Source organism: Myxococcus sp. CA040A (assembly GCF_013336725.1).
GTDB lineage: Bacteria > Myxococcota > Myxococcia > Myxococcales > Myxococcaceae > Myxococcus > Myxococcus llanfairpwllgwyngyllgogerychwyrndrobwllllantysiliogogogochensis.
Map to the genome: position 1 here is coordinate 188,897 of NZ_JABUMR010000006.1, position 11,068 is coordinate 199,964.

The following is an 11,068-nucleotide window of genomic DNA, read 5'->3' on the forward strand; positions in this document are numbered from 1 at the left end:
CCGTCAATTCCTCGCACCCTGGGGCCCCGAGGGCCCCTGCGCCCGGGGTTGGCCTCTCACCCGGGCAATCGCTTGCACCAATTCCCGCAGCGGCACCGGCTTGGTCATACACACCACCGCGCCCTGCGCCGCCACCTTGCGTAACAATTCTGGCACCACGTGCCCGGACATCGCGATGACGGCCACGGACAAATCCGCCGCCTTCACCTTCGCCACCAGCTCCGGCCCGCTCATCTCCGGCATGACCAAATCCAACACGCACACGTCGAAGTCGCCCGAGCGCAGGTACGTCAGCGCTTCCTCGCCGCTGTACACCGCGCGCGCACGCAGCCCCACGGTGCTCAGCGCGCGCACCATGGCGCGCGCCACCGGCTCCGTGTCGTCCACCACCAGGACCTGGGGAGCCCGCGCCGCGCGCAGAATCGTGTCCAGCGCGTGCGCCACGTCGAAGGGCTTGGGCAGCACGGTGAAGGCGCCCTCCGCGAGCGCGTCCTCCACCAGTTCTTCCGCCGTGAAGGCGGTCATCAGCACCACGGGCATGTCCGGACGCGCCTGCTTGATGCGGCGCAGCAGATCAACCCCGTGCAGCCCGGGCATGCGCATGTCGCTGAGCACCACGTCCACCGGGTGCTCGCCCAGCAGGCGCAGCGCTTCCTCGCCGTTGGCGGCCTCCAGAACGGTATGGCCCTCCAACTCCAGGTTCGCCGCGAGCGTGATGCGCAGCCCCTCCTCGTCGTCGACCAAAAGGATGCGAGCGGGGCCCAAAGCCACGTCCTCCATCATGCGGCCTGCGCCGCCGCGGTTGCCGGGAGATGAATATGGAATTCACTACCCCGGCCGGCTTCGCTTCGCACAGAGATTGTGCCGCCGTGACGTTGCACCATGTTGGCCACAATGGCCAGCCCCAAGCCGGTGCCACGCGTCTTGGTTGTGAAGAGCGGTTCGAAAATCTTGGGCAGCACGTCCGGAGGGATGCCCGTCCCGTCATCTACCACGCGAATGGCCCACGGCCCGGTGTCGCCGCCTTCCGCCAGCACTGAAACCTGACCGGTTCTTCCCTGGGGCATGGCCTCCACCGCGTTCTGCACCAGATTCACCAGCACCTGACGGAACTGTTCCTTGTCCAGGCTCGGCACCGGGAGCGACTCGGGCACTTCGTTGAGGATGCGGACACCTTCGCGCGAGGGGACCACGCCAATGGCCTCGTCCACCAGAGGTCGCAACGGACACGGCTGCAGCGCCGGAGGCCGCTCGCGCGCGAAGTCGAGCAGGTCGGAGATGATTTTCGCGCACGCACCCAATTCGCGCTCCATCACCCCGAGGAACTGGGGGACCCGTGGGTCATCCGCGGCCCCGATGGCATCCCGACTCAGTCGTCGGGAGAGGTAGGCATGCGCGTTGCGCACGGCGGCCAGCGGGTTGCGCAATTCATGACCCACGCTGGCGGCGAGCTGACCCACCGCGGCCAGCTTCTCCACGCGGATGAGGTGCTCCTGGAAGCCGCTCAGCTCGCGCAGGGCGCGGTCCAGTTCGGCGGACTTGTCCTCCTCGCGCTCGCGCGCCAGCTCCAGCTCCGCGCGGCGCACCGCCACTTCGCGCATCTCCCGCCGCATCACCCGGCCCGCGTGCAGGAGCACCAGGTTCAGGAAGCCCACCCAGAGCGCATGCTCCAGGAAGCGCCACCACTCCGCGTTGGGCAGGCCGTACACGGACTCCGGCCAGAGGACGCCTCGGATGACGTGGTCCGCGACGGTGGCGCACGTGGCCGTCAGGAGCACCCACGGGTCCCGGTACAGGGAGAGGAACGCGAGCGAGACGAAGATGTGGAAGTGCGTCTCGATGCGCCCACCCGTCAGGTGGATGAGCAGCGAGGACCACAACATCTGCGCCAGGGCCACCCCGTGCCGGGTGGAGACGGCCCCGGGACGCCAGCGCGCCAGCGCGAGGGGGAACACGGTGAGCGCGGCGCCGAGGAACAGCGCCGCGTACACGTGGGCGTGGAGGGCGCGGTCCTTGCCCTCCCAGCCGTAGGGCGAGACGAAGAGGGCCACGAGGATGCCGAAGGCCCATTGGGCCAGCATCAGTCCCGCGAAGAGGCGGTCCGTGCGGCGTCGCACCGTGGTCAGGTGCTCGTGGAACAGCAGAACGGCGCGTTCCTTCAGTGCCACCGTCGGGCCGCTGGCATCCTCCGTGGGCTTCATGGGGTGTTCGTGGCCCGGGCCTCGGGCGGTTCCTCCAGTGCGCAACCGTAGACAGCGTGCTCCGACGACCCGCCCACCCCACCCGCCTCCCGCAGCAGCGCCTCCACGGCGTCCCGCCCCGGGTTGTCACCTCGGTGTCCCCGCGCCCCGGTGATTCCACCGCTGAAGCGGAGCCGACCGGCCGCATCATAGAGCAAGGAATGTCCGGAAGTGACTGCTCCAAACCGGCGAGCTTGCTCGCCTCCCGCGTCCTTGAGCACCGTGACGCCCGGAATCGCGGCGGCGGCGCGCCACAGGGGGCCTTGTGTCCAGTCGCCGGAAGTGCCCTCGGGCTGGAGGAACAGGACGCGCGCGTCGAGCTGACCCCGCGCGTGCTCCATCAGGACGGACAGCTCGCCCAGGCTGGCGCGCGTGCAGGGGCAGCGCGGGTGGGCGAGCATCACCAGGGTGGGCCGGCCCTCCACGCGAGGAGGACTCACGGATGAAGGCCAGCGGGCTGGCGACTCGTGGGCGGTGCCCGGGGTGAGGGCATGTCGGGCGAGCAGCGCGAAGCCCACCACCATGGCGACCAGCCACAGCAGTCCCATCAACAGCCACCCTCCCCGCGACAGGGGGGGAACCTTCATCGGGGCCCCCACTTGTGCTCGGCGAGTCCGGAGGACAGTCGGCTCATGTCGCGCTTGAGGCGCGCGGACTCGGCGGCGCGGCGGATCATCGCGATGAGGTCCGGGGGCTGGTAGGGCTTGAGCACCAGGTAGAAGAGGCCCTGCGCGTCCAGGCGGTCTCTCCAGTCGAGGTACTCGCGAAAGCCCGTCACCAGCACGCCCGCGAGGTGGGGATATTGGATGACGGCCTCGCGCAGCAGTTGGATGCCGCTGGGGCCGGGCATGTGGAGGTCGGTGCACAGGACATCGAACGGACGCAGCCCGAGCATCCGGCGCGCGGTGTGCGCGTCATGCGCGGTCTGGACCTCGAAGTCCTCGGAGAGCACAGCCGCGGTGGTGGCGAGGACAGCTGCCTCGTCATCCACCAGCAGCACTTGGAGCCGCGGGGCATTCATGGCGGGGACCGCGCGAGGATAGCGCCATCCCCGCCAGAGCGTGAGGGGATGCGGTGGACTGTTCGCCAATGGCGGGCAAGCCGGTACGCCAGCGCTAGAGGGCGGGCACCTACACGTATGTGCGGGCGGGCCTCGCGCGGACGGGGACTCCGGCGCTCGCTCCGCCGCCTGTCGCTTCAGGCCTCCACGGCCTGGAGCGCGTGGATCCACCCGGGCCGTGGCACTCGCGGCTCGGTGCCGACCCACGAGCCGTGCGGCGCTCACCGGTGCGCGGTGAAGCGACCTCGCGCCAGGAAGACGTTCGCGTCGTCGATGACGATTTGCGTGCCCCCCTCCGCGCGCCAGGCGTCGATGAGTTCCCGCATGCGGTCATACGAGAGGGGCCAGACCTCTCCATGGGGCGGCTTCTCCACCAGCACCCACTCGTACACGCGGCCGTCGTCGGGCTGGGGGCCGCCCACGGCGTAGATGTCATCCCGGTCCGCCAGCAGGGAGACGAAGTTGCTGCCCAGCAGCGCGAGGCCCTCACGATGCCGGGCGAGCACGTCCACGCCACGCGCGATGCTGGCCAGCCGCTCCGGGTCCCCCGGGCACTGGCGCGGATACGTCCGTGAGGACACCAGCGTGCGCGTGAACTGGCGCAGGTTGAGCTCGTTGCTGAAGAGGAGGACCAGCCCCGTGGACACCAGGACCCACGCGGGCGGCTTCCGCGCGCGCAGGACGGGAAGGAAGCCCATCAGCGCCGCGGCCAGCAGCGGCACGGCGTAGTGGAAGCGCCAGGCCATGCCGAGGAAACGGATGCCGAGCATCGGCAACAACACCAGCAGCCACGCCCAGTCCGGCTTCAAGCGCTCGCGCCACGCCCAGACTCCCAGCGGCAGCAGCAGCAACACCAGCGTGCCCATGCGCGACAGGTGGACCGGTGCCAGACGAAGCGCGAGGTAGTGAAGGAGTCCTCCCTCCATGCCCTGCCTGAGCCGGACGCCGTAGTCCTCCGAGGGCCCCAGCAGCCACGGCCGCAGCCCGTAGACGCCCGCGAGCCAGAGCAGCGACAGCACCCCCACGCCCACCGCGAAGCGCCGCTCGCCGCGCAGCCACAGCGCCACGGTCAGCATGATGCCCACGAAGGCGAACTCCTCCTTGCAAGCGAAGAGCAGCACCAGCGACACCAGCAGCCAGCCGTTGCGGCGCAGATGGAACGCCACGCCGGTCATCACCCACGGCAGCGCGGACCACGTCGTCGGATGGATGGGGAACTTCAGCGCCTCCACCGCGCTGGGGGCCAGCAGCAGGAACGCCGCCAGCAACCCCGTGGCGGCGCGGCTCAGCAGCCCCCGCGCCTGGAGCCAGAGCAACGGCGCCACCGCGAGCAACACGAGGAGCGCTTCACCCACCAGCGAGGCCCACATCGGTGGCAGCACCGCCACCAGCGGGCGAACCACCCACAGGATGGGGTCGAAGTGGTCGTTGAAGATGTAGACCTGTCGCGCGCTGAGCCACGGGTTTGGCTCCGTCAGCGACATGCGCGCCAGGGCCTGGGTGTAGATGCCCAGGTCGAAGTGCGCGAAGCAGGCGTGCGCGGCCTGAATCCAGATGGGCGCCACGACGAACACGAGCCAGACGAGGACCACGAGTGGCAGGGCCAGCACGCCTGGCCAGCGCCGCGCGCGTCCTGGGCTCGAGTCATCGGCGGAAGGAGTCATGAAGTCGTGAATCGAGGAGGCGCCGGCCACGGTCCGGAGGCCGCGTCGTCTACCGCACTCCCACGACTCATGTCACCCGGCACGGCAGCTCGGGCTCCGGCGACCACGGCCGAGCTTCATGCCCACGCTCGGCCCCTGGCTCCACCCCCGGGGAAACGCGCACCCGAGGAAACGGTGCGCGGCCCCAGGGACTTCGGCGGGCGTCAGTGTCGATGATGCGCGTGCAGTCCTTCGGCGTAGTGCTGAAGCTGTCGGCGCGCGGCCTCGAAGGCGTCCGACACGGCCTGGTAGGGGTCCTCATGCGCGGCGTCGTGCTCAGGGTCCCTGCCCGCGATGATGTCTCTTCCAGGCACGTGCAGGTCCACGCGCACGCGGAAGTGATGGCTGTGCTGCTTGTGCCGGTGGGGCTCGTCCACCACCACGTGGCATCCGACGATGCCATCGAAGAACTGCTCCAGCTTCGCTGCGTGGTCGCGGATGTGCTCGTTCAGGGCCACGCTCGTCGCCATGCCCCGGTAGGTAATCTGCAACGCTCGCTTCATCGTCGGCCTCGGGTCAGGCCCCGCTGTGTGCGCGGGGCTTCGGGTTGCACCCCTCCCCATTGCATCACCCTGGCCAACGCCAACCCCTTGGAATGCCGGGGCACCGCGCGCGCCCCTTGCGCGGGATTTGCGGCGGAATGGGGCCGCACGCACTCCCTGCGGGGCGCAATGCCCCACGCCTACCTGCTCGTGTCGAGCACGGCCGCACCGCGCACGTGACCCTCGCGCAGCGCGGTGAGCGCCTCGTTCGCCGAGGACAGGGGGAACACCCGCACCTCGGTGCGCACCGGCACGCTGGGGGCGAGCACGAGGAAGTCCATCGCATCCGCGCGCGTCAGGTTCGCCACCGAGCGCACCACCCGCTCCTCCCAGAGCAACGAATAGGGGAACGACGGGACATCACTCATGTGGATGCCGCCGCACACCACCACCCCGCCCTTGTCCACGGCGCGCAGCGCGGCGGGCACCAGCGCTCCCACGGGCGCGAACAGGATGGCCGCGTCCAGCGGCTCCGGCGGCAGCACGTCCGAGCCTCCCGCCCAGACCGCGCCCAGTTCGCGCGCGAAGCGTTGCCCTTCCTCGTCCCCGGGCCGCGTGAAGGCGAACACGCGCCGCTTGCGATGACGCGCCACCTGGATGAGCACGTGCGCGGCGGCGCCAAAGCCATACAACCCCAGTCGCTCACCTTCTCCCGACAGGCGCAGGCTGCGAAAGCCGATGAGCCCCGCGCACATCAGCGGCGCGGCGTGGACGTCCGGGTAATTCGCGGGCAGCGGGAAGCAGAAGCGGTGATGCGCCAGGGTGTACTCCGCGTAGCCGCCATCCAACTGGTAGCCGGTGAAGCGCGCGAAGTCGCAGAGGTTCTCCCGACCGGAGACACAGAAGCGACACTGGCCACACGTCCAGCCGAGCCAGGGCACCCCAACGCGCGTGCCCGGCTCCAGCCCCATCACCTCCGCGCCCGCCTCCACGACGGTGGCCACGATTTCGTGGCCCGGCACCAGCGGCAGCTTCGGCCTGGGCAGCTCACCGTCCACCACGTGCAGGTCCGTGCGGCACACCGCGCAGGCGTGGACTCGCAACAACACCTCCTGCGGGGCCGGGCGCGGAATGGGCCACGTCTCCGCTCGCAGTGGCTGCCCCGGCGCGTGGAGAACCATCACACGCATGGTGCCTTCCATGGGGTCGCTCCCTCCGTCGCCCACCGACTGACGGGCGCATCCGTCCGAGGGAAACATGGGGGGCGGAGGGCCCCCCGGGAAGCACCCACGCTCACGTCAAATCTGCACGCCCGCGAGCAGGCCCGGCCAGGTGCGTACGGTGGTGCGTCCGCTGTCGGAGACCTCCTTCCACTCCGGGCCGATGCCCAGCTCCTTCCACGTGTCGCTCCCGTTCCAGGTGACGAGCGTGTTGGCGCTGACTCCGCCGAACACGGCGAAGCGGCGCGACAGCTGCCAGCCGGCCATCACCCGGAACTGCCCGAGCACGTGGTTCGTGTCTTCGTCGAAGTCGAAGAGGCGGTTGGCATGCAGGCTGGAGCCCATCACGTCCACGTCGACGTAGAAGCGGCCCACGGGGATGTGGCCACCCAGGCCCGCGCCCACCGTGTAGCGACGCCGGTCTCCATCCATCGGCGGCGTGAGGCCCACGGTGAGCAGCGTGTAGAGGTGCCGCCCGCCCAGCTTCAGGCCGATGTTCGTCAGCGACACGTCACTGGCCCACACCTGCACGTGGGCCTGACCGTTGCCGACGAAGCTCAAGAGGCCCACCGACTCGCCCTCCGTCTGGCCCGCCACGTTCAGCAGGCCCACCTGCGCGCCGTCCACGCGGCCGGCCACGTTCACCAGACCCACCTGCGCGCCGTCGACGTCGCCGCCCACGTTGATGAGGGAGAGCTGCGCACCGGACAGCTTGCTCGCGTAGCTGACGCCCGAGGACACCTGCATGCCCGTCAGCTCCGAGGCGACGTTGACGCCCGCCGCCATCTGGAGCCCTCGCGCCGTGCCTCGCGCCACGTTGGCGCCCACAGCCATCTGGACTCCGTTCAGCGTCCCCGCCGCCAGATTGCCACCCACCGACATCTGGAGTCCCCGCAGCGCGCCCGACGCCAGGTTGCCGCCCACCGTCAGCTGCCCGCCGTTCACGTCGCCGCCCGCGATGTTCGCTCCCACGCTGAGCTGCGTGCCCTCCACCGCGCCCGTCGCCACGTTGGCGCCCACCGTGAGCTGCCCACCGCCCATGGAGCCGCGCACGATGTTGGTTCCCACCGACGCCTGCACGCCCTCCGCGTCCGCCGTCACCACGTTGCCGCCCACCGCGAGCAGCACCCCATCCACGGGGCCCCTCGACACGTTGGCGCCCACCGTGGCGAGCACGCCGCTCGCGCCATGCGTCACCCAGTTGCCACCCAGCGACAACCCCAGCGCCGTCACCCGCTTCGCATGCGTGGCGATCAACCCGATGGACACGTCATGCACCAGGTTCTGCCGGGCAAACCCCGAGGTGCTCAGCCCCGGCAGAATCGACAGGTTGAAGGGCACGTGGACGTCCTGCTCCGCGGCCTCCGTCTTCGCCACCGCCACGGGCGCATCCCCGGCCGTCCCCGCGCTCACCACCCCCGCCGTCGTCGCCTCCACCAGGGGAGGCGCCACCATCGCCCGCTCCACACCCGGCCCTTCCACCACTGGCGCGACCTCGGCTCCCACCGCCGAGCCACCGTCACCGCCCGCCGAGACCACGGGGGCCGAGTCGCCCCCCTTCGCCTCCTCGGCGCCAGCGGACATCGCCACCATCGCCGCCATGACGCCCGCACACACCGAGACCTTGCGCTTCATCGCTGGACCTTCCTGAGCTGATTTCCGAGAGGGCTCCTCCCACGCGCGGCGCGGGTACCAGAGCCAGGGTTGTTTCGCGGGAGACGTCGCCGTCCCCCTTCGCGCAACAGAACACCGGGCCCGCGAAATACTGTCACCACCATGTCCCAGACACCCCGACGCCCCAGGCCCTTGTCCCCGCCCTCGCGTCGGGACGTGCTCACCGCGGGGCTCGGCGCCGCGCTGCTCCCGGGCCAGACTCGGGCCGCGAAACCCGCTCCCACCGTGAAGACCCCCATGCTCACCCGTCCCATCCCCAAGTCGGGCGAGGCCCTGCCCGTCATCGGCCTCGGCACCTGGCAGACCTTCGACGTGGGGACCTCCGCCGCCGAGCGCGCGCCCTTGAAGCAGGTGCTCCAGCGCTTCCTCGACTCAGGGGCGCGCCTCATCGACTCCTCGCCCATGTACGGCCGGGCGGAGCGTGTCGTGGGGGACGTGCTCGCCTCGCTCGCGGACGCGCCCAAACCCTTCCTCGCCACGAAGGTCTGGACGACGGGCCGCGAGGCGGGCCTCGCCCAACTGGAGACCTCCGTGAAGGACATGGGGCGAGGACGCATGGACCTCTTCCAGGTCCACAACCTCGTCGACTGGCGCACCCACCTGCCCGTGCTGCGCGAGTGGAAGGCCCAGGGCCGCGTGCGCTACGTCGGCATCACCCACTACGCCCGAAGCGCCTTCGATGACCTGGAGCGCCTCTTGCGCGAGCAGACGCTGGACTTCATCCAGCTGCCCTACTCACTCGCCGAGCGCGACGCGGAGAAGCGCCTGCTCCCCGCCGCCGCCGAGCACGGCGTGGCGGTGCTCGTCATGCAGCCCTTCGCCACGGGGCAGCTCCTCCGACAGGTGAAGGGCCGCGCGCTGCCGGCGTGGGCCGCGGACTTCGACTGCGCGAGCTGGGCGCAGTTCTTCCTGAAGTTCATCCTCGGCCACCCCGCCGTGCACTGCCCGCTGCCCGCCACGAGCAACCCCGAGCACGTCGCCGACAACGTCCGCGCTGGCTTCGGACGCCTGCCCGACGCGAAGACACGCGAGCGCATGGCGCGCGTGCTGGACTCCTGAAACTTCGCGCGCTCGAAGGCCCGCGTGACGCGGGCTACAGCTCCGGGTCCGGCGTGAACTGGACCTCGGCGGTGGCGGACAACACCACGCCGGTGCCGGGCTCTCCCGCGTCGTCATCGCGGCCCACCTCGAGCACCTCGTCCTTCGCGTCCCACTGGCCCAGGTAGTACGAGCCGCCGGCCACCATGCACGCGCGGCCCTCCGACACCACCACCTCCACGACCTCCTGCTTGTCGCTGGTGGCCCGGAGCAGCGTCCACTTCTTGCCGTCCCCGCGGAACTCGTCGACGACCTCCTGGAGCTCCGCGTCGCTCGGCGCGCCGCCCTCCAGGGTCTGCCGCTCCCACCGGCGCCCGTCCTTCTGCGGCTGCCGCCCCTTCCAGGCGCGCCCCAGCTCCAGCAACTTCTCCTCCGCCGCGTCCTGCAGCCCGTGCATCTCCTCGGGCAGCTCGATTTCCTCCAGTGCCAGGAGGGCCGTCTCAATCTGCAGCGCCTTCAGGCACCACTCGTTCCACGCGGTCTTCAGCATCGTCGCACTCGCTTTCCATCCCCAGGTTCCCCACTCACGTGGAGCCCCAGGTCTCCCCTCCACCAGGGAGGCCCTCGCCACCTACCACACCGCCCGCCTGCCCAGGCGCCATCCGACCGGCCGTCCCATGCTCGCTCCCCTCCACCCTGCCTACCTTTCCAACTCAGGAGGAGCGCATGAGCACCAAGAAGAAGGAGCAAGGCACCCGCGACGCCGTCGAACATCTGGGAGACCTCATCCACGGCATCAAGGTCGCGATGATGACCACGGTGGAGAGCGACGGGAGCCTGCACAGCAGGCCGATGTGGACCCAGGACCATGACTTCGACGGAGAGCTCTGGTTCTTCACCCGAGAGCACTCCCACAAGGTCGACGAGGTGGAGCAGGACCACCACGTCAACGTCTCCTTCGCCGACCCCACCCGCGAACGCTACGTGTCCGTCAGCGGTCGCTGTCAGTTGGTGAAGGACGCCCGCAAGGTCCGGGAGCTGTGGAGCCCCGCGCTCAAGGCGTGGTTCCCCCAGGGCGTGGATGATCCAGAGCTCGCGCTGCTGTGCGTGCGCGTGGAGCGCGCCGAGTACTGGGACGCCCCCTCCAGCCGCATGGTGCAGTTGGCCGGCATGCTCAAGGCCGTCCTGTCCGGGAAGCCCTACGCCCCGGGCGACCACCAGGCCCTGGAGCTGAACGGCGGCGGCACGGGCCCCCACTGACGTCCCTCCCCGGGCCCACCTCCGTCCCTCTTTGGGGGAAGTGGCGGGTGGGCCCCGCCTGCCTCGACTTGGGGTTGCGCCGGAAGCGCCTGGGCGCCATGACTGGCCCGTCCCACACCCCTCGAAGGCACACACGCAGCAATACACCCCCACACACCGTAACCAGCGGGTCGGCAACGACTCCGACCTACCCGTCATGCCCATGTACGGTCGGGCAGGTGTCACTTTTCCCACGACCTGGTGTTTCTCTGACAGGCGCGTTCGGCTCGTCTTGTACCTGGGGCTGGGGTGATCCATCAGTCCGCCCCATGGCGTGCTAACCAGCCGCCCCACATGACGTTGAAGTCACGAACGCTTTAGAGTATCAACCATCCGCATTCGAGATTTTCCG

At 70.1% G+C, this 11,068-nt stretch carries 11 protein-coding genes; 2 read left to right on the forward strand and 9 right to left on the reverse strand.

The features are described 5' to 3' along the window. Positions 1 to 3 precede the first annotated feature (3 nt). The 8 genes from HUA75_RS26800 to HUA75_RS26835 all read right to left on the reverse strand — a co-directional run bounded on the left by HUA75_RS26800 (position 4) and on the right by HUA75_RS26835 (position 8,340). Positions 4 to 780, reverse strand: coding sequence for a response regulator (locus tag HUA75_RS26800; protein ID WP_246137892.1), 777 nt, complete (start codon positions 778 to 780; stop codon positions 4 to 6). Next, a complete protein-coding gene (locus HUA75_RS26805) occupies positions 780 to 2,201 on the reverse strand; it encodes a sensor histidine kinase (protein ID WP_141649370.1) in 1,422 nt (473 codons plus the stop codon). The genes HUA75_RS26800 and HUA75_RS26805 overlap by 1 nt, the downstream gene beginning before the upstream one ends. Continuing rightward, entirely contained in the window at positions 2,198 to 2,827 is a 630-nt protein-coding gene (locus HUA75_RS26810; protein WP_174487971.1) for a RedB protein, read from the reverse strand. Before HUA75_RS26810 ends, HUA75_RS26805 begins: the two co-directional genes overlap by 4 nt. Continuing rightward, the gene (locus tag HUA75_RS26815; protein ID WP_141644997.1) at positions 2,824 to 3,261 is read right to left on the reverse strand and encodes a response regulator; all 438 of its coding nucleotides are present in this window, start codon (positions 3,259 to 3,261) and stop codon (positions 2,824 to 2,826) included. Before HUA75_RS26815 ends, HUA75_RS26810 begins: the two co-directional genes overlap by 4 nt. A 260-nt stretch (positions 3,262 to 3,521) precedes the next feature. Continuing rightward, entirely contained in the window at positions 3,522 to 4,964 is a 1,443-nt protein-coding gene (locus HUA75_RS26820; RefSeq protein ID WP_174487972.1) for a DUF2079 domain-containing protein, read from the reverse strand. Positions 4,965 to 5,167: 203 nt separating this feature from the next. Then, a complete protein-coding gene (locus tag HUA75_RS26825) occupies positions 5,168 to 5,506 on the reverse strand; it encodes an HPF/RaiA family ribosome-associated protein (protein ID WP_174487973.1) in 339 nt (112 codons plus the stop codon). 179 nt (positions 5,507 to 5,685) lie between these two features. Next, on the reverse strand, positions 5,686 to 6,687 hold the full coding sequence (locus tag HUA75_RS26830) for a zinc-dependent alcohol dehydrogenase family protein (protein WP_141644999.1): 1,002 nt from the start codon (positions 6,685 to 6,687) through the stop codon (positions 5,686 to 5,688). A 96-nt stretch (positions 6,688 to 6,783) separates the two neighbouring features. Beyond that, the gene (locus HUA75_RS26835) at positions 6,784 to 8,340 is read right to left on the reverse strand and encodes a hypothetical protein (protein WP_174487974.1); all 1,557 of its coding nucleotides are present in this window, start codon (positions 8,338 to 8,340) and stop codon (positions 6,784 to 6,786) included. A gap of 141 nt (positions 8,341 to 8,481) precedes the next feature. On the opposite strand from HUA75_RS26835, the gene HUA75_RS26840 reads away from it, so the two are divergent. Beyond that, complete coding sequence (locus HUA75_RS26840; protein WP_174487975.1) at positions 8,482 to 9,438, forward strand: aldo/keto reductase; 957 nt, start codon at positions 8,482 to 8,484, stop codon at positions 9,436 to 9,438. 34 nt (positions 9,439 to 9,472) lie between these two features. Here HUA75_RS26840 and HUA75_RS26845 read toward each other — a convergent pair whose 3' ends face one another. After that, complete coding sequence (locus HUA75_RS26845; RefSeq protein ID WP_141645000.1) at positions 9,473 to 9,967, reverse strand: hypothetical protein; 495 nt, start codon at positions 9,965 to 9,967, stop codon at positions 9,473 to 9,475. A gap of 176 nt (positions 9,968 to 10,143) precedes the next feature. Between HUA75_RS26845 and HUA75_RS26850 the strand changes: the two genes are divergently transcribed. Next, positions 10,144 to 10,677, forward strand: coding sequence for a pyridoxamine 5'-phosphate oxidase family protein (locus HUA75_RS26850; RefSeq protein WP_174487976.1), 534 nt, complete (start codon positions 10,144 to 10,146; stop codon positions 10,675 to 10,677). Positions 10,678 to 11,068 lie beyond the last annotated feature (391 nt).

What these genes read in the sequence shown, in the direction of transcription:
- HUA75_RS26800 (WP_246137892.1), bottom strand. Translation starts at nt 780, where the DNA reads ATGGAGGACGTGGCTTTGGGCCCCGCTCGCATCCTTTTGGTCGACGAC.
- HUA75_RS26805 (WP_141649370.1), bottom strand. Translation starts at nt 2,201, where the DNA reads ATGAAGCCCACGGAGGATGCCAGCGGCCCGACGGTGGCACTGAAGGAA.
- HUA75_RS26810 (WP_174487971.1), bottom strand. Translation starts at nt 2,827, where the DNA reads ATGAAGGTTCCCCCCCTGTCGCGGGGAGGGTGGCTGTTGATGGGACTG.
- HUA75_RS26815 (WP_141644997.1), bottom strand. Translation starts at nt 3,261, where the DNA reads ATGAATGCCCCGCGGCTCCAAGTGCTGCTGGTGGATGACGAGGCAGCT.
- HUA75_RS26820 (WP_174487972.1), bottom strand. Translation starts at nt 4,964, where the DNA reads ATGACTCCTTCCGCCGATGACTCGAGCCCAGGACGCGCGCGGCGCTGG.
- HUA75_RS26825 (WP_174487973.1), bottom strand. Translation starts at nt 5,506, where the DNA reads ATGAAGCGAGCGTTGCAGATTACCTACCGGGGCATGGCGACGAGCGTG.
- HUA75_RS26830 (WP_141644999.1), bottom strand. Translation starts at nt 6,687, where the DNA reads ATGGAAGGCACCATGCGTGTGATGGTTCTCCACGCGCCGGGGCAGCCA.
- HUA75_RS26835 (WP_174487974.1), bottom strand. Translation starts at nt 8,340, where the DNA reads ATGAAGCGCAAGGTCTCGGTGTGTGCGGGCGTCATGGCGGCGATGGTG.
- HUA75_RS26840 (WP_174487975.1), top strand. Translation starts at nt 8,482, where the DNA reads ATGTCCCAGACACCCCGACGCCCCAGGCCCTTGTCCCCGCCCTCGCGT.
- HUA75_RS26845 (WP_141645000.1), bottom strand. Translation starts at nt 9,967, where the DNA reads ATGCTGAAGACCGCGTGGAACGAGTGGTGCCTGAAGGCGCTGCAGATT.
- HUA75_RS26850 (WP_174487976.1), top strand. Translation starts at nt 10,144, where the DNA reads ATGAGCACCAAGAAGAAGGAGCAAGGCACCCGCGACGCCGTCGAACAT.